Raw genomic sequence first — 23,739 nt, 5'->3', positions numbered from 1 at the left:
TGCCGAGCGCCGTCTATGGCAGTGACAGCGACTTTGCCGACGGCAAGCTCGTAGATTCGCTGGTTCTGGCGCGGGCCGGGCAGGCCGTGGATCAATTCGTTGCCCTGCTTTCAGCGCGCCAGCCGAAGAGCCAACCGGTCCGGGCGGCTTCGGGCTGACGGATAAAGTGCCAAGGCAAGTGCCTGATAGGCGATATATGGCCAAGGCGCGGCCCGTAAGCACTCCGCATTTTGCGCCTGAATAATCCCGCGGGCGACAGGGTGCCGTCTAAATCCGAATTCTTTTTTAAGCGCGAGCTGATTTTAAGAATTCCATTGCTATCTAAGTCTATAATATCAGTGGACTTTAATCCAACGCTCTTTGAATAGGGCGGTCGAGGGGTTTGCCCTCTGTTCAAAAGGATTAAGGCTCCATGCGAAAACTTATTTCCGCCGCCCTTGTCGGGCTTGCCATAGCGGCCACATCCGCTGCAGCGCATGCCGACGACAAGAAAGTCGTCATCGCCTACCAGACCGGTGCCAATCCCTACAACCTCGGTATTGCCAACGGCGATCTTGCCAAGAAAACCGGCTGGAACATCGAATACCGCCGCTTCAATTCCGGTGCTGACATCTTTGCTGCCATCGCATCCGGCGACGTCCAGATCGGCGATGTCGGATCAAGCCCGTTCGCCGCAGCCGTCAGCAGGGGCATCGACGTGAAGGCCTTCTACATCTCCTCGGTCTCCCGTGACGGAGAAGCCCTGGTGGTGCGGCCCGATATCAAGTCGCCGGCCGACCTGCGGGGCAAGAAGCTCGCGGCCGCGCCAGTATCGACGGACCATTACCAGCTTCTCGCCGTCCTCAAGCAGGAAGGCATTTCGGAGAAAGAAACCCAGGTCATCGCCATTCCGCAGCCCGAAATCGTCGCTGCCTGGAAGCGCGGCGACATTGACGGGGCCTTCGTCTGGGATCCGGCACTCTCTGAACTCAAAAAGGACGGCAAGGTTCTGCTCACAGCCGGCCAGGTCGCCGACCGTGGCGCGCCGACCTTCAGCGCGCTGGTCGTGACCGGCGAGTTCGCCAAGGCCAATCCCGACTTCCTCGGCCAGTATGTCCGGCTGATCGACGGCTACAACACCGCCTACCTGAGCAACCCGGCCGCATGGGGACCGGACTCAGAGAGCGCCAAGCTGATCGCCAAATTGCAGGGCGGCACGGCGGCCGAGAATTCGGAGCAGTTGAAGACGACTGTGGTTCCGCCGCTCGACGAGCAGGTGTCCGACAAATGGCTGGGCGGTGGCGACAAGAGCGCCGTTGCGAAAATCCTCAAGGACACCGCAGGCTTCCTGAAGGACCAGCACAAGATCACCGCCATCAAGGACAGCTACGCCGCGTTCGCCGATCCGGAATACGCAGACGCTGCCAAGGCCTCGAACTAGAAATCACCTGACGAAATTCAGGTTCTGGCTGGCGGAATTCTCGCCAGCCAGACTGCTTGGAGGCCCACCATGCTTCGGATCCGCGATGCCAGCGTGACCTTTCCGGCCTCGGATGGCCAGGACGTACACGCGCTTGATCACGTCTCGCTCGATATCGCTCCAGATTCCATCGTTGTCGCGGTTGGTGCTTCCGGATGCGGCAAGTCGACATTGCTCAACGCGATCGCCGGCTTCCTGCCGCTCACCGAAGGCACGATCACACTGGACGGAAAAGAAATTGTCGCGCCCGGCGGCGATCGTGGCGTCGTCTTCCAGAAAGATACCTTGCTGCCCTGGGCCAATGTGCTGGACAATGTCGCTCTCGGCCTGAAATACCGAGGCGTGCGGCGCGGCGAACGCCATGAGCGATCGAGGCGTCTGCTGGAACTGGTCGGGCTCGCCGATTTCGCCGAAAAGCCGCCCTATGAACTGTCCGGCGGCATGCGCCAGCGAGTCGGCATCGCGCGGGCGCTGGCCACCGATCCGAAGATCCTGCTGATGGACGAGCCGTTCGGCGCCCTCGACAGCCTGACGCGCGAGACGATGCAGCAGCTTCTGGCCTCGGTCTGGGCCAAGACCGGCAAGCAGATCCTGTTCATTACCCATTCGATCGAGGAAGCCCTCACGCTCGGCACCACCATCGTTGTGATGTCGCCTCGACCAGGCCGCATCGTTGCCCGGTTCGACGCCGACTTCGTTCGCGACTTCGCTGAGAGCGGCGACATCGGGCCGATCCAGTCCCACCCGCGTTTCATCGAACTGCGGCAGGAAATCCGCTCGCTCATCCACCAGCCGGAAGGCGCCCGCACAGGAACCTTGCAATGACGCTCGCCGCCAATTCCGGAACCTCTTTTTCGTCTTCGATAGCTCAACGCGCGCCGTCTCCCAAGACGCGCCGGTCCGCTTCGACAAGCACGCTCGGCATCAGCCTGGTCACCCTGGCGTCGCTCATCGCCTTGTGGTTTTTGGCCACGCGCTTCGGCTGGGCGTCGCCGCTGTTCCTGCCGTCGCCCGCCGAGGTACTGACCCAGTTCAGCGCCGTCTGGGCCGATGGCTATGCCAACGGTACGCTCCTCGAGCACACACTCGCCAGCCTCGGCCGCATCGCCGCGGCGCTCGGTGGCGGCATTTTCCTGGGCGTTCCGCTCGGCCTGCTGATGGGACTCAATCGCTGGGTCAAGGGCATCTTCAGCGTTCCGATCGATCTCTACTGGGGTCTGCCGCCTTTGGCCTACCTGCCGCTGCTGATCATCTGGCTGGGCATCGGCGAAACGTCCAAGATCGTGCTCCTGTCGCTGTCGACCTTCGCCCCGATCTGTTTTGCCGCACAGGCCGGCGTCCGGTCGGTGCCGGCCGAACGCATCAATGCCGCGCTGTCGCTCGGTGCGAGCCGGCTGCAACTTTTCACCAGCATCATCCTGCCGTCCGCGTTGCCGGAAATCATGACCGGCCTTAAGATTGCCATCGGCGCCGGATTGTCCACGCTGGTAGCGGCCGAGTTGATCGCGGCCCAGTCGGGCCTCGGCTACATGATCATGTCGGCGGCCAATTTCCTCGCCACCGACGTCGTCTTCGTCGGCCTCATCGTCATCGCCATTCTTGCCTTCGCCTTTACCAGCGGCATGCGCTGGCTGGAGCATCGCCTCATCCCCTGGAAGGGCAAGATCTGACGCTTGCCTAGACATTCCGCAATCGCTGAAGGAAACAATCCGATGTCCAGCAACACCCGTCCGCTCGACCTCTACTGGTATCTGCCGACCCATGGCGATGGACCGTATCTCGGCACGGACGAGCGGCACCGCCCGGCAACCTTCGGCTATCTCAGGGAGATCGCCCAGGCTGCGGACCGGCTTGGCTTCAAGGGTGTGCTCCTGCCGACAGGAACGCGTTGTGAGGACGCCTGGATCGTGGCGGCCGGGCTGATCCCGCTCACCGAACGGCTGAAGTTCCTCGTGGCACTTCGGCCGGGCAGCGGTACACCGGCGCTGTTTGCGCGTCATGCAGCCACTCTGGACCGCATTTCCGGTGGTCGTGTCCTGCTCAATGTCGTCACTGGAGCCGACCCGGCCGATCTCGCCGGCGACGGCAACAAGCTCAGTCATGACGAGCGCTATGCACAGACCGACGAGTTCCTGACGATCTGGCGGCGAATCCTTTCGGGTGAGCCGGCGGATTTCGACGGCAAGTACCTTTCCGCCCACGGCACCGACATTTCCTTCCCGCCGGTTCAGCGGCCGCATCCGCCACTCTGGTTCGGAGGCTCTTCGGATGCCGGCATCGCGATCGCCGCCAAGCACGTGGACACCTATCTGAGCTGGGGTGAACCGGTGGACCAGCTTGCCGAAAAGATCGCCCGCGTCAGGGAAGCCGCAGCGGCGCAAGGCCGCATGATGCGCTTCGGCCTTCGCATTCACCTGATCGTACGTGAGACGGAGGATGAGGCGTGGGCGGCGGCCGACCGGCTGATCAGCCACGTCACCGACGACCTGATCGCCGAAGCCCAGAAGGGATTTGTCCACATTTCGGAATCCGTCGGCCAAAAGCGCATGTCGGCGCTCCATCAGGGCCGCCGCGACCGGCTGGTCGTCGGCCCGAATCTATGGGCGGGACCGGGGCTGGTGCGCGGAGGTGCGGGGACGGCCCTGGTCGGCAATCCCGACAATGTTGCCGCGCGCATTCGCGAATATCAGGAGATCGGCATCGAAACCATCATCGCGTCCGGCTATCCGCATCTGGAAGAGGCGTTCAACGTCGCTGAATTGCTTTTCCCCAAACTCGGCCTGAGTGGCGAAACCGCACCCCAGGAGCGCAGCTGGGACGTCGAGTTCGGACGCCCCAAAGTCACCGCGTCCGCTTCGTGACGTCCTGCCGACAGCGTCGGCCAGAGCGATGTCATGTGGCTTCGCGACGGCGATCGGAGCGAGGCTGCGGCCAGGTCCAATGACATGGCTTTCGGGAATCGATCGAGAGCAACGAGCGTCCTGGCTAACCGCCGGATAAAGTTAGGATAAGACATATCCGGCCTCTCAAGCGAGCTCGGCTGGCGTTATCCCAGGAGCCCTCCTGGGATAACTGCTATTGGGGCCGCGGCCCGCCCCTCCGACAGCCTCAGGCGGTAACGAGGTCGCTCACATTGGTCCCGGCACCATCTTGGTCGGCTGCTCAGGCATCGGGAACGCATAATTGTCGCATTTCACGTCCGGGTTCGTCGGGCTGAACATTCCGAGCGGGTTGTCCTTGAACAGCCAGGCGTGAAGGTCGTAGTGGTGGAACTCCTTCGGGATGAGCGGATAATGCCCCTCCATAGGCCCCATGAATGTCTGGCCGAAAAGCTTCGGCGGCTCCTTGGTGTCCGGGGTCAAGGGCACGAGCCATTCCACGCCGACCAGGCGCAATTCGCCGCCGACCGGCTCGTAGATCAGCACATTGGGACGCGTCGGATCCGCGGTCGGGCCGACAGTCGTGACGTTGACGAAATGGATGCCCATCGCGCCCTTCGGGTAGTCCATCGCCCCCTCTACCTTTTCGCCGCTGTAGAAGACGCATCCTACCGTCGATAGATAAAGCTCGCGAATGGCAACCTTGTAGTCTTCATACCTGGACAGCGATTTACGCAGGGCATCGATCTCGGCTTTGTCGGGTTCGGCCGCCCGAGGAGTGGCGGCGTTCAGACACGCGCCAACGAGACCTGCCAAGGTGAGGATACCGACACGCCTGAGGTGAGTTGTTTTCATCATGCATTCCTCCCAGATTTTTTTCTTCTGGCCGTGCAGGACCGAGGCGGCAGTGATGCTGGACGCGCGGCCGTAATTGATCGCCTCATCCCGGTTGGGACTGCGTCGATGCTAATCCTTTCCGCTGATCGGGAGAATTAACCCTGACGACCTAGGCCCGAGAGAGCCGACGGTGCAGAGACGGACGGGCCGGGGCCCACTTTGGACCCTATGCACTAGCGGCGGCGCAGCAGGCTCCTCATCCGGTTGCGCAGCAGGCGCGCCATGTTGCGGGTTTCGCGGTAGAGGTGAAGCTGCGACGCCGCCTGGCGGGCGGGGCGGTCGGCGTCCGGCGTCAGCCCGATCACCAGCGTGCCCATCGGCTTGCGTTCGCTCCACAGCCGGCTCATCACCGGATGGTCGGGCACGGCGCAGGAATCGGTCATCATGATGTTGGGATCGTCGAGATGCTGCCTGGTCACCTCGATCATCAGCAGCGTGCCCGGCGAACAGGCAGCGAGCGTCTCGTCATAGGCGGTCTTCCAGGTGTAGGCGACGCCGGCCTCGACGAAGACGACCAGGCAGGCGATGGTGCGGCCGTCGAGCGTCAGCGAATGGATGCGGCAAAGATCCTGTTCGGCCAGCCGGTGCACCGCTTCGCGGGCGAAGGCGGCGCGGTAGCGGTCGATGGCCATGGCGGTGCGCTCGCGGCCTTTCCAGCCGGCAGCCTCCAGCGTCAGGAAATTTTCGATGGCGTGGCGGATCTCGTCAGGCCCGCGCGCCACGACATGCTCCAGCCGGCCGAGGTCGGCGAGGCGGCGCTTCAGGCGGCGGAACTCGCGATAATGGTGCGCGCGCAGCGAAGCCTTCAGATATTCCTCGCCGTCGAGCTCGCTTTCGAGCACCGGGCGCTCGGCCTTGCCGGTGGTGACCAGCGTCAGGCCGCGCGTTTCGGCGACGCTGGCGAGCAGGCTGGCCACCGGGCCGTCCAGCCTTATGTCGGGCAGCACGAAGACTTTCGGCAGCTTGAGATGCGGCCTGGACAGCATCGAGAAGAGATCCTCGATCACGCCGATCGGATCGTCGCGGTCGACCAGCGGCGTGCCGATCGGGCCGAACGGGCTCGACCAGGTGCGCATGACTGGAACGCCGAGCGGCACCGCCGGCCGCTCGACCGAGAACGGCACCAGCAGGCGCAGCCGGTTGCGGTACTGGTCGCCGTCGCGGATGACGGCCAGCCGCACCTCGCGGTCCTCCAGTCTGGGCATGGCCGGCGCCAGGAAGCGCGGATTGAAGAAGACGTTGGGCTCGATCGTGCGGGTGCAGAGATAGTCGAGCTCCTCGACCAGGTCGAAGCCGGCGGAGGCCGGATAGATGGCAAGCTTGCGCTCGGGCCGGTTGTTGGCGAGGATCTCGACATGGGCGGGATCGGCTTCGCGGGCAAGCCCGGCAAGGCCGGACACCATGGCGCCGGCCGGGCCGCCGCTGGTTTCCTCGAGCAAGGGGACGGCAGCCATCAGGCGGCTCCTTTGGCGGGCACGAAAATGACCATGGCGATGCCGAGCTTGCGCCAGACCGTAAAGGACAGCGCGCCGGCCTCGAAGATCATGGCGAAGACGGTGGCCATCGCCGCGCCCCACAGACCGAAGAGCGGGATCAGCACGACGCTAAGCGCGATGTTGAAGGCCAGCGTCATGGCATAGACAGCGGCACAGATATTCTGGTTGCCGCTCATGGTGAGCAGGCTTTCGCAAGGGCCGACGGCGGCCCGCGCGACGACGCCGAACACCAGCACGAACAGCAGCGGATAGCCGGCGGAAAATTCCGGGCCGAACAGGGTCAGCATCGGCTCGCCCAGGGCCAGCACGAGCAGCGCCATCGCCAGCGACGGCCAGAAGGTCCACGACACGGTTTCGCGGGCGAAGGCGGCGAGCTTTTGCGGCTCGCCATGGGTGAACTGGGCATAGCGCTGGGCGACGCCGGCCTTGACCGCGAAATAGACGAAATGCACCAGCGCCAGCGTCTTGACGGTGGCGAAATAGACGGCGACGTCGTTGGGATGGAGATAGGCGCCGACCATCAGCACGTCGGCATTGGTGAGCAGGAAGAAGAAGCTCTCGACCAGGAAGATCGGCAGCGAGACGATGAACCATTGGCCGAAATGCAATTTCATCGGTCCGGCCGGGATTCTTTTGTCGATGCGCGACGTCACGCCGATGAGCTGGCCGAGCGTGGTGGCATAGGTGGCGGCGATCGCGGCGAAGATCGCCGTCTTGGCGTCGGGCGCATAGCCCGCCAGCAGCATCAGCGCCATGAACGCCAGGATCAGCAGCGGCCGCACCAGGAATGTCGGCGACAGCGCAAACAGTGCCCAGGAATTGGCCCGCGCCAGCCCTTGCAGAAGGTCGGACATGGCAATCATCGGCAGGCAGATGATGCCGAGGATGAACGGCACGACATAGTAGTTCTCGATAAAGGGCGACAGCAGCCAGACGCCGAGCGCGCCGAGGCCGGCGATCAGCGTCGAGGCAACCAGTACGAACAGCCGGCTGGCCCGCACGATGCCGCGCAGTTCGGCCATCATGCCACGCTCGCGATATTCGGGAATGAAGCGGATGATCGAGGTGTGGAAGCCGAGGCAGGCGAGATTGCCGACGATGACCATCGTCACCCACACGAGCACGAAAATGCCGTATTCGAACGAGCCCATCCAGCGCGCCATCAAGACCTGGCTGACGAAGGCGATGACGGCGCTGACGATGCGGACTGAAAAGGCGATCAGCGACATGCGGCCGGCCTCGCCGCGCGCGCCGGCGCTGAACAGGACGGCATCGATCAGGCCAAGCAGCGGCCTTATGCGCAGCGCAAGGCGCTGCGGCAGGAACCGCCCGGCTGTCGTCGCCGCGGAAAAGCGCACCCAATACTCTCCGTTTTCCGCCAATTTACAGGGGTTGGGTGTAGCGGAGACACATTAAGAAACGGTTGGGTGGGCGGTGGAGGGGCCCGCACTCTGATCATGCCGGCCGCATGGCGATGCGAGCGGACGCCGACAAATAAAATCTGCTGGCATGGGCGAGCTTCCTAGTTATGCTCGATTCGAGTCTTGATGCGGAACAAGACTAATCACGCTCTTGCGCGGCCCGGGGGAGAAATGACGGAAAAGACTGTCGCTGATGCGGTATCCGCCTACGGCGCATCGCTTAAGCCGAAGCTTTCAAATCCGGCAATCGGAGGCGCACCAGAGGATCAGCTTCGCGGACCGCTCGAAAGGCTGGTGCACGAGCTTGCCGAACTGGCGAAATACGCCGCCGGATCGGTCCACCTCGTGGGGGAGACAAGTCTTGCTGACATCAAGACGCGTCCGGACTTCGCCGTAACAGTCAACAATGCGCTTGTCGGCTTCATCGAGGTCAAGCAGCCCGGGAAGGGCGCTGACCCTCGCCATTTCAGTGACCCGCATGACAAAGACCAGTGGAACAAGCTGAAGTCATTACCCAATCTGCTCTACACCGATGGCAATGCGTTCAGCCTTTGGCAAGATGGAGTGCTGCAGGGCAAAGTCGTCTTGCTGGATGGTGACGTTGTCTCTTCAGGCGCGAAGCTGGGTGCGCCAGCCAGTCTTCTTCCGTTGATCAATAACTTTCTGACCTGGGCTCCGATCGCGCCGCCAAATGCAAGGCGCCTGGCGGAAGTCAGCGCGCGGCTCTGCCGGCTGTTACGCGACGAGGTCGTGGAGCAGATGGCCCGTGGCAGCGAAGGATTGACGGCGCTGGCGAAAGACTGGCGCAAGCTGCTGTTTCCGGAAGCCGACGACGCCCAATTCGCTGATGGTTACGCGCAAGCGGTCCCTTCGGCCTTCTCGTTGCACGAGCCCTAGATATTCCACTCACCGGCGGCATTCACCAAGCGGCCTACGAGCTGAGAAAGACGAATTCTCTGATCGGCACCGCGCTCGGGCTTCTGACCGACGACGAGGCCAACCAGCAGGCGCTGAAGACATCGCTGCAAACGCTGACCCGCGTTCTCAATGAGGTGAACTGGCACACGATCAGCAAGGATAAACCGGAAGCGTGGCTCTATTTCTACGAAGATTTCCTTGAAGTCTATGACAACACGCTGCGGAAGAAGACCGGCTCATACTACACCCCGCCAGAAGTGGTCAGCGCGATGGTGCGACTGGTCGATGAGACGTTGCGTGGCCCTTTGTTCGAGCGCCACGCCGGGCTTGCGTCGGCCGACGTGACGATTGCCGACCCGGCGGTCGGCACCGGCACCTTTCTGCTAGGTGTATTGCGCCATATCGCTTCAACGGTGGCCAACGATCAGGGCGAAGGTGCCGTGCGCGGCTCAATCGCGGCGGCGGCGCAGAGACTGGTCGGCTTCGAGCTTCAGTTTGGCCCGTTCGCGGTGGCGCAGCTTCGTCTTATTGCCGAGATGCAGACGTTGATGAAGACGAACGATGGCGATCTGCCGCATGTCCCAGAATTGAGGTTATTCATTACCAACACGCTCGGCAATCCGTTCGTTGAGGAAGAGACGCTTGTTCAGGTTGGCGCCGTTGCAAAATCGCGGCGTGATGCCAACACGATCAAGAAGACTCAAAAGATCACTGTCGTCATCGGGAACCCGCCCTACAAGGAAAAGGCCAAGGGACGCGGCGGTTGGATCGAGGCCGGCACGAAGGGTCGGCCGTCGCCGATGAGCTGGTGGACGCCGCCGAACGGTTGGGGCGTGGGCGCGCACGCCAAGCATCTGAAAAATCTCTATGTTTATTTCTGGCGCTGGGCGACATGGAAGGTTTTTGGCTCGGGGCTCAACGCATCGACCGGTCTGCCCGACAAGGACGAGGAAGGCATTGTTTGCTTCATCAGCGTAGCCGGGTTCCTCAACGGCCCGGGCTTCGAGAAGATGCGCGACGACCTTAGGCGCAGTTGCTCGGACATTTGGGTGGTGGACTGTTCGCCGGAAGGGCACCAGCCAAATGTCCCGACGCGCGTCTTTCAAGGCGTACAGCAGCCAGTCTGTATCGTGCTCGCGGCGAAGAAACTGGCCAAGGACAACAACAAGCCGGCTCGGGTTCGTTTCCACGCATTGCCGAAAGGCCGTCGCGAGGAGAAGTTTAAGGCGCTGGAACAGCTCTCGTTCCACGGCACGGATTGGGAGGACTGTCTCACCGGCTGGCGCGACCCGTTCTCTCCGGCGGCGACGGGGGCATGGTCGAGTTTTCCCCAGCTCAGCGAATTCTTCACATACAACGGTTCCGGCGTTCAGCCGGGCAGAACATGGATCATCGCGCCGGATTCGCTTTCACTCGGAAGTCGGTGGGAGAGCTTAGCATCTGAAGCTGATCCTGATCGAAAGGAGCAGAAATTCCATCCTCACCTTCGTGACGGTGTGCCAGGCGACAAGCATATTCGCAAAATTGTGAAGGATGCCGTTAGGGGCCATGAACACCGACCAGGACCAATCATCTTCGACAGAGGCCCAGTAATAAATCCAATCCGCTATGGCTATAGGACATTGGATCGACAATGGATTATTCCCGATGTGCGGGTGATTAATCAATTGAATCCGACACTGTGGAATACACACTCGAACCACCAAGTTTACCTCACGGGGTTATATCGAGCATCACCAAGATCCGGACCGGCAATCACATTCACAGGCTATGTTCCGGATTACGACCACTATAAAGGCTCCTTCGGCGGCCGCGTGCATCCGCTATGGCGCGATGCTGCTGCCAAGGAGCCGAATGTCTCAAAGAAGCTGATCGCCCTGTTGGCGGAAACGTACGGCCATCCAATATCGGCCGAGGATGTAGTCGCCTATCTTGCAGCAGTGATGGCACATCCGGCCTTTACCAAACGCTTCCAACCTGACCTCGTGCAGCCCGGCCTGCGCGTGCCGCTGACCGCCGATCCTTCGCTGTTTTCGGAAGCCGTGACGTTGGGTCGCGAGGTAATCTGGCTGCACACTTATGGTGAGCGGTTTTTCGATCCCACCGCGGGTCGACCGAAGGCGCCGCCCCGGATGGTAAGGGACGCAGCCCCGACAGTTCCGATCGGTGGCGCAATCCCCGGCGCACCGCAGCCACTTCCGGATACTATGGAGTACGATCCCGTGAAGCGCCGGCTCCATGTAGGCAAAGGCTTCGTAGACAATGTCACGCCGGAAATGTGGGACTACGAGGTGTCGGGCAAGCAGGTGGTCTGGCATTGGTTCAGCTATCGCAAGCGCGACCGATCGCGTCCGCAGATCGGCGATAAGCGACCGCCGTCGCCCTTAGATTTTGTGCAACCAGACCACTGGCTCGCCGAATACACGACCGACCTGATCGATCTGCTCAACGTGCTTGGCCGGTTGGTGGCGCTGGAGCCGGCGCAGGGCGACCTCATGGAGCGCATCCTAGATGCTGAATTGATCAAGGTAGCACACCTGCAATCGGCGCTCGCAGCCGGCGGTGCGGAAAAGGTCAACTGACAGGCGACGTCAGGAATACGGGGATAAGCCGATCGCGGGTAGTCGCTTCACGAAACGGGATGAGGCATAGTTCGGGTCAGAATCGAACCCTTGCATCCGTGGACATGGCAAGAAATCAACTCGACCTTTTTGGCGCCGAAGAACAGTCCGAACTGTTCGATGAGGATGCGCCGACCGTTTATTATCATGGCGATCCGGACCGGGTACGCGCGCGATTGCACAGGCTTATCGCCGAGGCGCGCGGCGCCGAAACGCTGCCTTGGGATCAGGACAGCGTCCGGCTCTACCGCAAGATCGTGCCACAGATGGCGCTTTGGCTGCCGGAGGAAGAAGCGGCGCAGTTGAAGTTCGAGTTCGAGGCCGAAATGGAGCGGCTGAAAGCTGCATGAATCAGCTTTCGTTTTTCGCAACCGAACGTGCTGTCACGGAGCCTCGCGCTCCTAACGTCGCCTATATCCGCAAGCACCTCAACCGACTGCTTCGCCTTGCCGGCAAAGCTGAGCGGCTGCCGTGGAGCGAAGCCGAGACAGCTAGCTGGGAGAAGCTGGTTCCGGAGCTGACGCTGTTGCTTCCGCCGGAAGAGGGCGAGGCCTTGCGAGTTGCCTTTGAGTTGGAGTTGAAACGGCTTAAGGCGGCGTAAGGGTGGGGACCAATGAAAGCAACCGTTCCACCTTTCGCAGAGTTCTTCGTGCCGGTTCTCAGGGCGTTGGACGCACTCGGTGGCTCGGCTTCGATCGAAGAGATTGACGACAAGACGGCTGTGTTGATGAACGTTTCCGACGCGGCGCGGACGGTGCTGGTTGGCGATGGGCCAAGGTCGAAATTCGACTATCGCTGCGCCTGGGCGCGGAGTTGGCTGAAGAATGCGGGGTTTACGAATAATAGCGAGCGCGGCGTGTGGGCCCTGACTGCGGAAGGCCGTGCAGCGTTGTCACTCAATCCGGACGAGATCGTGCGGAGCGTCAGGCGGGCGGATGCCGCTTTGCGCAAGGCGAAGGTTGTCGTCACCCCTGAGCGGGTAGAGGTCGAGGCGGAAGCAGCGGAAATCTCTTTGAAGGATTGGCGCGAGCAATTGCTCGACATTCTCTTGGCGCTGGACCCAGCAGCCTTCGAGCGCTTGTGCCAGCGGCTCCTCCGAGAGGCGGGTTTCATCAAGGTCGAAGTAACCGGGAGGAGCGGCGACGGCGGCATCGACGGTACCGGCGTATTGCGGGTCAACCTGCTTTCATTCCACGTGCTGTTCCAATCCAAGCGCTGGAGAGGATCAGTCGGGGCAGGCGTTGTGCGAGACTTTCGCGGCGCCATGGTGGGGCGGGCGGACAAGGGCCTGATTATCACCACCGGTACTTTTACGGCGGATGCTCGTCGAGAGGCCGTGCGCGACGGAGCACCGGCCATCGACCTGATCGACGGCGACGGATTATGCGACCTGCTCAAGGAGCAGAAGATCGGCGTGCGCGTGAAGATGGTTGAGGAAGTAACTGTGGACGAAGCCGCCTTCGCGGGATTTTAGCTGGTCACGCTGGCGGGACAGCGCCCCCCTCTAGCCTGCCGGCCATCTCCCCCTCAAGTGGGGAGATCGGCCAATCGCGAAAGTCCGCGCTGCCCCTCATCCGCCCGTCGGGCACCTTCTCCCCGTATGACGGGGAGAAGGAAGAGGCTACATCCCCTTCATCGCATCACATGAAACATTCGGGTTCATGTCGGCGAAGGCGCCGGTCGGGTTGCCCTTCCAGGCCCAGACATGCAGCTCGTAGAACGGGCCGAGGCCATAGCGATTGGGGGCGCTGTTGAAGTTGAACAGATGCCCATCGAGCGAGGCCGGGCCTTTCGAGGTGATGTATTCGACCGCGATCAGTTTTAGCGTGCCGTCGGCCATCGGCTCGTACATCACCGCTTCCGGCTTGGCGACATCGACAGCATCGTCCTTGAGGTAGCCGGGATTGACATAGTGGATGCCCATGGCGCCGCCGGTGATGCCGCTGGCGCAGGGGATGGGCGCGTAGCCTTCGGCCGTCGCCGCCGCCACATTCTCGAAGCGGCTGTTGGCGGCTCGTACCATGTCGGCCAGCGGATTGCCGTCCTTTGCCTGGGCCGCGGTGGCGGCGATTGACAGGATGGCCAGGGCGGCAAGGCGCCCGGTGCAAAGATTGATGTTCATGTTCTCTCCGGTTGTTTGAGGACGCGCACCGATCGGGTCTGCTCAACGCTGCGGCGTCCGTTGGAATTTTGCGAAACAGGTCGCTCGTCCTGTTTTCATGTCGGCCGCAATGATGCGGCCGGTTGCGCAGCTTGTTTCAGCCCGTCCAAACGGCGCGACGGCCTAATGGTCCCACCAATAATATTCCCAGTATTCGCGCCGCTGCTCGCGTTCGGGCAGTCCCATGTCCTGTCTCAGATAATCGTCTTGCGGGGGCAGCCGGCGCCGCCTGCCCAGCAGACGCGAAGGCAGCGCCGCCGCGATCCGCCATAGACGGCCAAGCAGGGAACCGCCGGGGTTTCCCACGACAGGCGCCGGTTCGCCGACCGGCATGCCATCAGGCATGTCGCAATTGCCGCGAATGGCAGTTTGATACTCATCCTTTTGTCCGCCACTTGGGGTTTGCCTGCCATCAACGGTAAAAGTAGGGGTCAAGAACCCGCACCTCCGTGATCTTGTCGACAGGCAGCGAATTCTTCTGGGCGGTGCTGCGGATCGCCTCGGGCGAGGGCGCGTCGTAGATGCAGAAGCTGCGCTTCTTGTCCGGCGACACGTAGGACTGCAGCCAGGTGACGCCCTTTTCGGCATTGCGCATGACGACACCGCCCAGCGCGTCGGCGCCGGCTTCGTTCATCGGCACGTTGAGGCCGTCCGGGAATGTGCGTTCAATCAGATAGCGAGGCATGGAAGCCTTCCTTTCTCCAGTGGGTCACGCCCGGTTTTGAGCGCGGCTCGACATTGATCACGCCCGGCAAGAGCGCACATCGGAGCCTTTCCCCATTTTTGGCGGGACGATTCCCTATGTTGGCAGCGTTATGAGCGGGGGATATGTTGGCGGGTCCATCGCGGGTCCGCCTTTTCGGCGAACTCGATCTGCGTGAGCGAATGATGCTTCTGGAACGGCAGACACAGCTGGAGCGACTCGACGGGCTGCTGGCCGATGCCGGGCGCGGCCGTGGCTGCGTAGCGGTGCTTGCTGGCGAGGCCGGGGCCGGCAAGACCGCGCTTGTCGAGGCCTTCATCGACCGGACTGCGCAAGCCACGCGCATATTCCGCAGCGCCTGCGAGGATCTGTCGATACCCGATCCGCTCGGGCCGCTTTACGATCTGGCGCGGGACGCGCAATGGGCGCTGCCGCAGGCGATCGATCATCGGCAGGGACAGAGGCTGCCGCTGTTTTCGGATGCGCTCGACATCTTCGAGACAAAGGCGCAGCCGACCCTGCTGGTGATCGAGGACTTGCACTGGGCCGATGATGCGACGCTCGATTTCGTCCGCTTTCTCGGCCGGCGCATCGCCAACAGGCATCTCTTGCTGCTGCTAACGGCGCGCACCGATCGCAGCGAGGGACAGATGCGGGTGCGCCGCGCGCTCGGCGAGATACCGGCAGGCAGCGTCGCGCGCATCGACGTGCCGCTGCTCAGCGAGTCGGCGGTGCTGTCGCTGGCCGAGGCGGCGGGGCGCGATGGCGAGGCTATCTACCGGGCGACGGCGGGCAACGCCTTTTTCGTCACCGAACTGTTGTGCAGCGGATGCGAGGAAAAAACGGCGCTGCCGGCAAGCGTGCGCGACGCGGTTCTGGCGCGGGCCGAGCGCCTGTCGGCCGGCGCCCGCGCGATGCTCGACGCGGTGTCGGTGTTTCCACGGCGGGCCGATGCCTGGGCGTTGCAGGGCCTGTGCAGCGTCGCCAGCGCCGGCCAGCTTGCCGAATGCGTCGCCAACGGCTTGCTGGAGGATCTGGGCGATGGCTATGCGTTCCGGCACGAGATCGCCCGCCGCGCCATCGAGGCCATGTTGACGACGAGCCACCGGCGGCAGTTCAACCAGCGCGCCCTGGCCGCCCTTCTCGAAAACAGTGAGGTTTCCACCGGCCGCCTGGTGCATCACGCGGTGGAGGCGCACAATCTGCAGGCAGTGCGCGAACTGGCCCCGGTTGCGGCGCGCGAGGCCTCCCGCGTCGGCGCCCATCGCGATGCGGCCGGCTTCTATGAAGCCGTGTTGCGGCAGGCCGACAGCCTGCCGGTGGAGGAGCGCACGGCGCTCCATGAGAAATATGCCTTCGAGTGCCACCTCATCGGCAAGATCGACGAGGCCATCGCCGCGCAGAACCAGGCGCGCCGGCTGCATCAGGCCCAGGGGAATACGGCGAAGGAAGGGGATTGCCTCAGATGGCTGTCGCGCTTTGCCTACCTGCTTGGCGACCGCATGGCTGCCGATGCCCTTGGCGAGCAGGCGGTTCAGCTGCTTGAGACCGCGCCGGCCGGGCCGGAGCTCGCCATGGCCTATTCCAACCTCTCGCAACTGGCGATGCTGGCCGAAAGGCTCGACGACACGCTGCGGCTCGGCAACAAGGCGATTGCGCTCGCCGAACAACTGAACCGGCCCGACATCGTCTGCCACGCGCTCAACAATGTCGGCAGCGCCGAGCAGTGGCTGGATCTGGCAAACGGACGGCTGCACCTTGCCCGCAGCCTGGAGATCGCGCTGGAGCAGAATTTTCAGGAACATGCGGCGCGCGCCTTCACCAACAGCGCCTGCAGCGAGATGAACCAGCTCGGCTTCGCTGAGGCGCGGTCGTTCCTCGATCGCGGCATCAACTATTGCGTCGAAAACGATCTCGTCACCTGGCGCGACTATATGCGCGGCGTGCTGGCCCAGTTGCTGCTGCGCCAGGGGCAATGGGAAGAGGCTGCCGGCGAGGCGCTCGAGGTGATCGCCAACGATCAGGCGACGATGCTGGTCCGCTATCCCGCCGTGGTCGCCCTGGCAAAGCTGCGGATACGGCGCGGCGACCCGTCCGCCGAGCCGCTTTTTGCCGAAATGACGCAGTTCCTGGATAAGGGATTGGAATTGCAGCGCCTGGCGCCCTATGCGGCGCTGGTGGCCGAACGGGCGTGGCTCGGCCAGGCTGACAAGGATGAGGCGCTCGGCCTGATCGCACTGGCTGAGAGCTTGTCGACGACGCGGGCGGGTTTCGGCGAGCTGGCGACGTGGCGGCAGAAGCTGGCGCCGGACATGGATCCAGGCGACACCATCGGCATGGCCGCGCCCTACCGGCTGCTGCTCGCCGGCGACTGGCAGGCGGCGGCAGAACTATGGGCCGAGATGAACGCGCCCTACGAACGCGGGCTGGCGTTGGCAGAGGGCGACGAGACCGCGCAGCGCCTGGCGCTGGAGATTTTCGAAAGCCTCGGCGCCAGGCCGGTCGCCGTTTACCTGCGCGATATCATGCGCCGCAACGGCGTCAACGGCATTGCAAGGGGGCCGCGCCGAACCACGCGCGCCAATCGCGCGGGCCTGACCCAGCGCCAGATGGAGGTGCTGCAACTGATCGAGCGCGGCTTTTCCAACAAGCGGATCGCCGAGCACCTGACCATCTCGCCGAAGACGGTCGATCACCACGTCTCGGCGGTTCTGGGCAAGCTGGACGCGGTTTCGCGGGGTGAGGCGACGGCCGCGGCGCGCGATTCGGGGTTGATTTGAGCCTGTCTTCTTCGGGTCGCGATCCTTCGCGCCCCCCTCTGGCCTGCCGGCCATCTCCCCCTCAGGTGGGGAGATTGGCTAATCGCAAACGCTGGCTCTGCCCTTCGGGCACCTACTCCCCGTGAACGGGGCGAAGGAAAGCAGTGCCTTACGCAAACGCCCCATGACAATGCTTGTATTTTTTCCCTGACCCGCACGGGCAAGCCTCGTTGCGGCCGACCTTGCCCCAGGTGGCCGGGTTCTTCGGGTCGCGGTCTTCGGGGGCGACGACGGCGTTGGTCTCCTGGCGGACCAGCACGGCCGTCTCGCCACCTTCGAAATCGTCCTCGCCGGTGAAGCCGTCGATGTGGCTGCCGAACATGTCGGGGGCCTCGGGCGGCGGCGCTTCCGCCGCCTGGCGGACCAGCTCGACGCGCATCAATTGCGCGGTGACGGCCTGGCGCAGATTGCCCAGCATCGCCTGGAACAGCTCGAACGCTTCGCCCTTGTACTCCTGCAGCGGATCGCGCTGCGCATAGCCGCGGAAGCCGACGACCGAGCGCAGATGGTCGAGATTGACGATGTGCTCGCGCCACAGATGATCGAGCGTCTGCAGCACCACGGAGCGTTCGACATAGGTCATCACGTCGGGACCGAAGCGCTCGGCGCGTTCCTTGGCGGCGGCCTCGGCTGCCTGGCTGACGCGCTCGCGGATGTCGTCCTCGGCGATGCCTTCTTCCTTGACCCAGTCCTCGACCGGCAGATCGAGATTGAGGAATTCGGCGATCTCGGCCTTGAGGCCGGCGACGTTCCACTGCTCGGCATAGGCGTTTTCGGGAATGTTCTTGGCGACGATCTCCTCGATGACGCCTTCGCGCATCTCTGTGATGGTCTCGGACAGGCCCTCGCCGTCCATCAGCTCGATGCGCTGCTCGAACACCACCTTGCGCTGGTCGTTCGAGACGTCATCGTATTTCAAGAGGTTCTTGCGGATGTCGAAGTTGCGCGCCTCGACCTTCTTCTGCGCCTTTTCCAGCGCCTTGTTGATCCACGGATGGATGATCGCCTCGTCTTCCTTGAGGCCGAGCTTCTGCAGCATGCCGTCCATGCGCTCGGAACCGAAGATGCGCATCAGGTCGTCCTGCAGCGACAGGAAGAATTTCGACCGGCCGGGATCGCCCTGGCGGCCCGAGCGGCCGCGCAACTGGTTGTCGATGCGGCGCGATTCATGGCGTTCGGTGGCGAGCACGTAGAGGCCGCCGGCGGCGAGCGCCTTTTCCTTCAGCCGGGCGATGTCGTCGCGAATTTCCTTTTCCCTGGCTTCGCGCTCGGGGCCGGCCGGCATGTCGCCAAGCTCCTCGGCAATGCGCATGTCGGCATTGCCGCCGAGCTGGATGTCGGTGCCGCGGCCGGCCATGTTGGTGGCGATGGTGATCGCGCCGGGCTTGCCGGCCTGGGCGACGATCGCCGCCTCGCGCTCGTGGTGGCGGGCGTTCAGCACCTCGAAATCCTTAAAACCTTCCTTGCGCAGGCGTTCGGCCAGCTGCTCGGACTTCTCGATGGAAGTCGTGCCGACCAGCGTCGGCTGGCCCTTGGCGCGGGCTTCCTTGATCTCCTTGACGATCGCCTTGTATTTCTCCTCGACCGTCCGGTAGACCTCGTCGTCTTCGTCAATGCGGATGACCGGCAGGTTGGTCGGGATCTCGGTGACGTCGAGATTGTAGATGTTGGCGAATTCCTCGGCCTCGGTCAGCGCCGTGCCGGTCATGCCGGCGAGCTTCTTGTAGAGGCGGAAATAGTTCTGGAAGGTGACCGAGGCGAGCGTCTGGTTCTCCGGCTGGATCGCCACATGCTCCTTGGCTTCGAGCGCCTGGTGGAGGCCCTCCGAATAACGGCGGCCGGGCATCATGCGGCCGGTGAACTCGTCGATGATGACGATCTCGCCGTTGCGCACGATATAGTCCTTGTCCCGCTGGAACAGCCGGTGCGCCTTCAGCGCGTTGTTGACGTGGTGGACGATGGCGACGTTCTCGACGTCGTAGAGCGACTCGCCCTTGAGCAGACCCGCATCGCGCAGCATGTTCTCCAGCTTCTCGGTGCCTTCCTCGGTGAAGATCGAGGTCTTCTGCTTCTCGTCGATCTCGTAGTCCTGCGGCTGCAGCTGGATGATGAAGGTGTCGATGGTGTTGTACATTTCCGAACGGTCCTCGAGCGGACCGGAAATGATCAGCGGCGTGCGCGCTTCGTCGACCAGGATGGAATCGACCTCGTCGACGATGGCGTAGCTGTGGCCGCGCTGCACCATCTGGGCGCGCTCGTATTTCATGTTGTCGCGCAGATAGTCGAAGCCGAGCTCGTTGTTGGTGGCGTAGGTGACATCGGCGGCGTAGGCGACGCGGCGCTCCTCGTCGGACAGGCCGTGGACGATGACGCCGACCTTGAGGCCGAGGAATTTGTAGACGCGGCCCATCCATTCGGAGTCGCGCGTGGCCAGGTAATCGTTGACGGTGACGACATGGACGCCGTTGCCGGCGAGCGCGTTGAGGTAGACCGGCAACGTCGCCACCAGCGTCTTGCCTTCGCCGGTGCGCATCTCGGCGATGCCGCCATTGTGCAGCACCATGCCGCCGATCAGCTGCACGTCGAACGGCCGCATGCCGAGCACGCGGCGGGCGGCCTCACGCACGGTGGCGAAGGCCGGCACCAGGAGGTCGTCGAGACTGGCGCCGTTGGCGATGTCCTGGCGGAATTTGTCCGTGCGGGCCTGAAGCTCGGCGTCGGAAAGCGCCCGCATCTCGTTTTCCATGGCATTGATCGCCTCGACGCGCGGCCGGGTCGATTTGACCCGACGATCGTTGGAGGAGCCGAAAACCTTACGGGCGAGACCGCCGAGACTGACCATCCAATGGCCCTTTCGATAGCATTCCAAGTCGTTGCGACAGGCGCCGGCTGGCCCCATCAACTCCACGTGAACGCGGACAAACGCAAAAAGCGCCCGGAAAACGGTTCTGGACGCAAAGTCGTTGGACAGATAAGAGGGGGCTCATTCGATGTCAACGCCGCGCTCGCCCTGTCGACCGCGCCAAATTCCGCCACAATCTTGCTGGTCTGGAAGCCATTCCGCTCTAGCTACCCCGCTTTGGAGATAATCGTAATGTCAGTATTGTTCCGCCGCGCGTCGCTCGCCAGCCTTGGTCTGGCATTCGGGCTATCGGCCCTCTCGCTGTCGCCGCTGATGGCACAGGAGGCCGCCCCTGCCCAGCCGGCAGCACCCGCTCCGGCGGCCAAGCCGGTCGATCCGAACGCCGTGGTCGCCACCATCAACGGCCAGACGCTGACCGAGGCAGACCTTGGGCTTGCCGAGGGCGAGCTGTCGCAGCAATTCGCGCAGCTTCCGCCCGAGCAGCGCCGCGCCGCGGCGCTGTCGGCGGCGATCGAAATCCGCGTGATGGCGGCCCAGGCGGTGACCACCGGCCTCGACAAGGATCCCGACTTCCAGCGCCGCATGGCCTTCCTGCAGCAGCGCGCGCTGCATGGCGAAATGGTCGAGAAGGGCGTCGTCGACAAGGTTACCGATGCCGAGGTCCGCGCCCGCTACGACCAGGAAATCGCCAACACGCCGCCCACCAATGAGGTGCACGCCCGTCACATCCTCGTGAAGACGAAGGAAGAGGCAGACGCCATCATCAAGCAGCTCGACGGCGGCGCCGACTTCCAGAAGCTTGCCAACGAGCACACCAGCGATCCGAGCGGCAAGACCAGCGGCGGCGATCTCGGCTGGTTCGGACCTGGCCAGATGGTGCCGGAATTCGACAAGGCCGTGTTTGCGCTGGCGGTCGGCAAATATACCGACCAGCCGGTGCAGTCGCAGTTCGGCTGGCATGTCATCAAGGTCGAGGACAAGCGCACCAAGCAGCCGCCGGCGTTCGACCAGGTCAAGGACCAGGCGCGCCAGGCGGTCATCCGCGACAAGTATTTCGCGCTGGTCAAGTCGCTGCGCGCCAACGCCAAGGTCGACATCCCCGATGCGAACCTGAAGAAGACGGTCGACGCACTGGAAAGCGCCAAATAGGGCTAGACTAGATTGAGCTACGACAGGGCGCGCTGCCGCCCTGTCGCTTCTATTTGGTAGGGCGAGCGATGATGCGTCGACGCCGCCGCCGGACCGCCGTGGCGTCGCCGGCATCGTCAGCGACTATGCCTTTCAAGACATAGCCGACCGCCCTGCGCAGCGTTGCTTCGTCCTCGTCCAGGCGGTTCGTCAGAAGATGCGTCCAGGCGAACGAGGCAATCAGGTCGGCGACGACAGTGGCATCGACGTCGGCTGCCACCTCTCCCCTTGCCTTGGCGCGTTCGACCATCTGGCCGGTGTGGACACGACGCCCTCTTGCGTATTCGGCGAGGGCGGCGGCGGCTTTTTCGTCCGACTGCGCCTCGGCAATCAGCGATCTGAACACGCTACCCGACGACGTGTCGCGCCAATGCGCGAACAAGCTCTTCAGGAAGCCGACGAGATCCTCCGCAAGGTTCCCGGTGTCGGGATTGTCGACGCGCTTTTGCCGTTGATAAACGTCGAGCAGCAGGGCGGCCTTGCTTGGCCACCAGCGATAGATCGTCGGTTTTCCGGCGCGTGCGCGGCGCGCCACCGCCTCGATCGAGAAGCCGGAATAGCCAGCTTCGACCAGTACCGCCTCGGCGGCATCGAGAATGGCATCGGCGCTTTCCGGGCTGCGCCGTGCGCCAGCCGACTTGCGCCCGGGATCGGTGATTTCGCCCATCTTTTCTTCCTTACCCGCGATTTCAGCAGCCATCATATACAACTCTTGACGAAACGGAACGATCCGTTTTATATGTAACGGAACGTTCCGTAACGATAAGGAGAGTTTGATGAACTCGACCGCCGTGACCCGCTTTTCGCGCCTGCGCTTCGCCCTGCTTGTGCTGCTCGGCGTGTATCCGCTGATCACTGCCATTCTGTATGTGGTTTTTCCGCTGACGCAGGAATGGCAAATCTGGCAGCGTACGCTGGTCATCGCGCCGCTGATGGTCTCGATCATGATCTGGGGACTGATTCCGGGCGTGCAGCGGGCGTTTCGCGGGTTCATCAACCCAGCGGTCCGCTGATGTTCATTCCAGCGCTTGCGACGTTTCCGACGCAACGCGCCACGCGCCATCGGCCAGCACGAGTTCCAGCGTCACCCGCGCCTTGCCGGTCAGGCGCTGCGCCGATTTGTCCTTCGGCACATAGTCGTAGCGCATGGCGAAAACCGCATCGGCACGGTCCTTGCCGTGCGGCGTCACCTCAAGGCTGCCGGGCTCGAGACCGAACGACCATGACGCCCATTGCGCGAACCAGTCGGTCTTGACCTTGACGATCGCCTCGCTGTCGTAGCGCGTGCCGTAGATGGTGGCCGACGCACCGTAAAGCCGCTTGACGGTTTCGCGCATTCTCCTGGCATCAGGCGCCAGATAGTTTTCGCGCAAGAATTTTTCGATGGCACCCTCGTCGCCGACGGAGCGTTCGAGCGCAGCCACCTGCGACGCGGGAGCCGGGCTGACGGCCGGTTTCGGTTGCTGGGCAGTGTCTCCGCCCGGAACGAATTCGAAACGCTCGAGCAGCGAACCCTGCTCCCAGGGACGCTGCGCCTCGCGCGTTGCCGAAACGACGTCGCGGCGCACCGCAATCATCATGTCGTTGATGCTCTGTCCGGGTTCCGCCATATGCCGCAAAAGTGCCGCCGCAAACGGCGAGTTGCGTCCCGTCCCGTCCATTGCGACGGCGCCGGGCGCAGTCGAGAAGGCGATGAATGAGCCGCGTGTCGACTCGAACTGGGCAAGACCGGCGAGAGCCGTCGCCGAGCGCGTCGTGGCGCTGCGGCTGAGACTTCGGGCAAACGGGTTGTTGCGGCAGGCATCGAGGAAGACCAGGCTGACCTTGGTCTGCTGCTCCATGATGTCGAGAACCTCGTCGATCGGCACCGCCTCGAGCTGCAGCTTGACCGGCATGTCCAGCCGGGCGTCGACCGGCACGATGAAGTTGCGCCCGTCGACCTGCAGGCCGTGGCCGGCATAGTAGAACAGCCCGGCACCGGCACCCTGCAGCGCATCGGAGAATTCGCCGATCTTGCGTTCGAGCTCGCGCTTGCCGAGATCGTTGCCTTCGATCACCTCGAAACCGATGGCGCGCAGCTTGTCGGCGATGTCGAGCGCATCGTTGACGGGATTGGCCAGCGTGCCGGCTTCGGCGTAGCTGCCGTTGCCGACCACAAGCGCCACGCGCCGCGCCGTCTGCGCATCGGCGCGCAGCAGCAGAAAGCCCAGAAACGCCAGTGCCAAGACCACAAGCCTGCCCATGGGGCAGGATCATAGCGCTATCGGTCGCAGCGACGCCAACAAATTTGCAACAGCCTGCTTGCTGCATGAGG

General features: G+C 63.2%; 21 protein-coding genes. 12 read left to right on the top strand and 9 right to left on the bottom strand.

The window, feature by feature from the left end; translation table 11 throughout:
• Nucleotides 1-412: 412 nt before the first annotated feature.
• The 4 genes from tauA (at nucleotide 413) to ssuD (ending at nucleotide 4,320) form a co-directional block, all read left to right on the top strand.
• A complete protein-coding gene (gene tauA, locus NKH33_RS27815; protein ID WP_352471352.1) occupies nucleotides 413-1,420 on the top strand; it encodes a taurine ABC transporter substrate-binding protein in 1,008 nt (335 codons plus the stop codon).
• A gap of 69 nt (nucleotides 1,421-1,489) precedes the next feature.
• Nucleotides 1,490-2,284 carry a taurine ABC transporter ATP-binding protein gene (locus NKH33_RS27810; protein ID WP_352471351.1) on the top strand — a complete coding sequence of 265 codons (795 nt, stop codon included), beginning with the start codon at nucleotides 1,490-1,492 and terminating at the stop codon, nucleotides 2,282-2,284.
• Entirely contained in the window at nucleotides 2,281-3,129 is an 849-nt protein-coding gene (locus tag NKH33_RS27805; RefSeq protein WP_352471350.1) for an ABC transporter permease subunit, read from the top strand. The genes NKH33_RS27810 and NKH33_RS27805 overlap by 4 nt, the downstream gene beginning before the upstream one ends.
• Before the next feature lie 42 nt (nucleotides 3,130-3,171).
• Nucleotides 3,172-4,320 carry an FMNH2-dependent alkanesulfonate monooxygenase gene (gene ssuD / locus NKH33_RS27800; RefSeq protein ID WP_352471349.1) on the top strand — a complete coding sequence of 383 codons (1,149 nt, stop codon included), beginning with the start codon at nucleotides 3,172-3,174 and terminating at the stop codon, nucleotides 4,318-4,320.
• A gap of 267 nt (nucleotides 4,321-4,587) precedes the next feature.
• Here the strand turns inward: ssuD and NKH33_RS27795 are convergent, their stop codons facing one another.
• From NKH33_RS27795 to NKH33_RS27785, 3 genes are all read right to left on the bottom strand, one after another.
• A complete protein-coding gene (locus NKH33_RS27795) occupies nucleotides 4,588-5,196 on the bottom strand; it encodes a hypothetical protein (RefSeq protein WP_352471348.1) in 609 nt (202 codons plus the stop codon).
• A 212-nt stretch (nucleotides 5,197-5,408) separates the two neighbouring features.
• Nucleotides 5,409-6,689, bottom strand: a complete 1,281-nt coding sequence (locus NKH33_RS27790) for a GNAT family N-acetyltransferase (RefSeq protein WP_352471347.1) — start codon at nucleotides 6,687-6,689, stop codon at nucleotides 5,409-5,411.
• Nucleotides 6,689-8,089, bottom strand: a complete 1,401-nt coding sequence (locus NKH33_RS27785; RefSeq protein ID WP_352471346.1) for a lipopolysaccharide biosynthesis protein — start codon at nucleotides 8,087-8,089, stop codon at nucleotides 6,689-6,691. The genes NKH33_RS27790 and NKH33_RS27785 overlap by 1 nt, the downstream gene beginning before the upstream one ends.
• A 234-nt stretch (nucleotides 8,090-8,323) precedes the next feature.
• Between NKH33_RS27785 and NKH33_RS27780 the strand changes: the two genes are divergently transcribed.
• The 5 genes from NKH33_RS27780 (at nucleotide 8,324) to NKH33_RS27760 (ending at nucleotide 13,165) form a co-directional block, all read left to right on the top strand.
• On the top strand, nucleotides 8,324-9,049 hold the full coding sequence (locus tag NKH33_RS27780; protein WP_352922441.1) for a hypothetical protein: 726 nt from the start codon (nucleotides 8,324-8,326) through the stop codon (nucleotides 9,047-9,049).
• A 155-nt stretch (nucleotides 9,050-9,204) separates the two neighbouring features.
• Complete coding sequence (locus tag NKH33_RS27775) at nucleotides 9,205-11,652, top strand: type ISP restriction/modification enzyme (RefSeq protein WP_352922439.1); 2,448 nt, start codon at nucleotides 9,205-9,207, stop codon at nucleotides 11,650-11,652.
• 104 nt (nucleotides 11,653-11,756) lie between these two features.
• Nucleotides 11,757-12,041 carry a hypothetical protein gene (locus tag NKH33_RS27770; protein WP_352820139.1) on the top strand — a complete coding sequence of 95 codons (285 nt, stop codon included), beginning with the start codon at nucleotides 11,757-11,759 and terminating at the stop codon, nucleotides 12,039-12,041.
• On the top strand, nucleotides 12,038-12,292 hold the full coding sequence (locus NKH33_RS27765) for a hypothetical protein (protein WP_352820140.1): 255 nt from the start codon (nucleotides 12,038-12,040) through the stop codon (nucleotides 12,290-12,292). Before NKH33_RS27770 ends, NKH33_RS27765 begins: the two co-directional genes overlap by 4 nt.
• Before the next feature lie 12 nt (nucleotides 12,293-12,304).
• Nucleotides 12,305-13,165, top strand: a complete 861-nt coding sequence (locus NKH33_RS27760) for a restriction endonuclease (protein ID WP_352820141.1) — start codon at nucleotides 12,305-12,307, stop codon at nucleotides 13,163-13,165.
• Between the two features lie 147 nt (nucleotides 13,166-13,312).
• Here NKH33_RS27760 and NKH33_RS27755 read toward each other — a convergent pair whose 3' ends face one another.
• The 3 genes from NKH33_RS27755 to NKH33_RS27745 form a co-directional block, all read right to left on the bottom strand.
• Complete coding sequence (locus NKH33_RS27755) at nucleotides 13,313-13,813, bottom strand: hypothetical protein (RefSeq protein WP_352619584.1); 501 nt, start codon at nucleotides 13,811-13,813, stop codon at nucleotides 13,313-13,315.
• A 162-nt stretch (nucleotides 13,814-13,975) separates the two neighbouring features.
• The gene (locus tag NKH33_RS27750) at nucleotides 13,976-14,197 is read right to left on the bottom strand and encodes a hypothetical protein (RefSeq protein ID WP_352821638.1); all 222 of its coding nucleotides are present in this window, start codon (nucleotides 14,195-14,197) and stop codon (nucleotides 13,976-13,978) included.
• 67 nt (nucleotides 14,198-14,264) lie between these two features.
• Entirely contained in the window at nucleotides 14,265-14,537 is a 273-nt protein-coding gene (locus NKH33_RS27745; protein WP_023677971.1) for a DUF4242 domain-containing protein, read from the bottom strand.
• A 143-nt stretch (nucleotides 14,538-14,680) separates the two neighbouring features.
• Between NKH33_RS27745 and NKH33_RS27740 the strand changes: the two genes are divergently transcribed.
• Nucleotides 14,681-17,335, top strand: a complete 2,655-nt coding sequence (locus NKH33_RS27740; RefSeq protein ID WP_352922434.1) for a helix-turn-helix transcriptional regulator — start codon at nucleotides 14,681-14,683, stop codon at nucleotides 17,333-17,335.
• A 148-nt stretch (nucleotides 17,336-17,483) separates the two neighbouring features.
• Here NKH33_RS27740 and secA read toward each other — a convergent pair whose 3' ends face one another.
• Nucleotides 17,484-20,216 (bottom strand): preprotein translocase subunit SecA, encoded by a 2,733-nt coding sequence (gene secA / locus NKH33_RS27735; protein WP_352821644.1) that lies wholly within the window; start codon nucleotides 20,214-20,216, stop codon nucleotides 17,484-17,486.
• A gap of 252 nt (nucleotides 20,217-20,468) precedes the next feature.
• Here secA and NKH33_RS27730 point away from each other — a divergent pair, with 252 nt between their 5' ends.
• Nucleotides 20,469-21,386 carry a peptidylprolyl isomerase gene (locus NKH33_RS27730; RefSeq protein WP_352456658.1) on the top strand — a complete coding sequence of 306 codons (918 nt, stop codon included), beginning with the start codon at nucleotides 20,469-20,471 and terminating at the stop codon, nucleotides 21,384-21,386.
• 49 nt (nucleotides 21,387-21,435) lie between these two features.
• On the opposite strand, the gene NKH33_RS27725 is transcribed toward NKH33_RS27730, so the two are convergent.
• Nucleotides 21,436-22,092 carry a TetR/AcrR family transcriptional regulator gene (locus NKH33_RS27725; RefSeq protein ID WP_352821662.1) on the bottom strand — a complete coding sequence of 219 codons (657 nt, stop codon included), beginning with the start codon at nucleotides 22,090-22,092 and terminating at the stop codon, nucleotides 21,436-21,438.
• Nucleotides 22,093-22,201: 109 nt separating this feature from the next.
• Here NKH33_RS27725 and NKH33_RS27720 point away from each other — a divergent pair, with 109 nt between their 5' ends.
• Entirely contained in the window at nucleotides 22,202-22,438 is a 237-nt protein-coding gene (locus NKH33_RS27720; RefSeq protein ID WP_352471336.1) for a putative antibiotic biosynthesis monooxygenase, read from the top strand.
• A 3-nt stretch (nucleotides 22,439-22,441) separates the two neighbouring features.
• Here the strand turns inward: NKH33_RS27720 and NKH33_RS27715 are convergent, their stop codons facing one another.
• Nucleotides 22,442-23,668, bottom strand: coding sequence for a caspase family protein (locus tag NKH33_RS27715; protein WP_352471335.1), 1,227 nt, complete (start codon nucleotides 23,666-23,668; stop codon nucleotides 22,442-22,444).
• Nucleotides 23,669-23,739 lie beyond the last annotated feature (71 nt).

The organism is Mesorhizobium sp. M1182, from assembly GCF_040318335.1.
Classification (GTDB): Bacteria; Pseudomonadota; Alphaproteobacteria; order Rhizobiales; family Rhizobiaceae; genus Mesorhizobium.
Note: the sequence above shows the minus strand (reverse complement) of the source record. Positions and strands in the feature narration are given on the sequence as shown.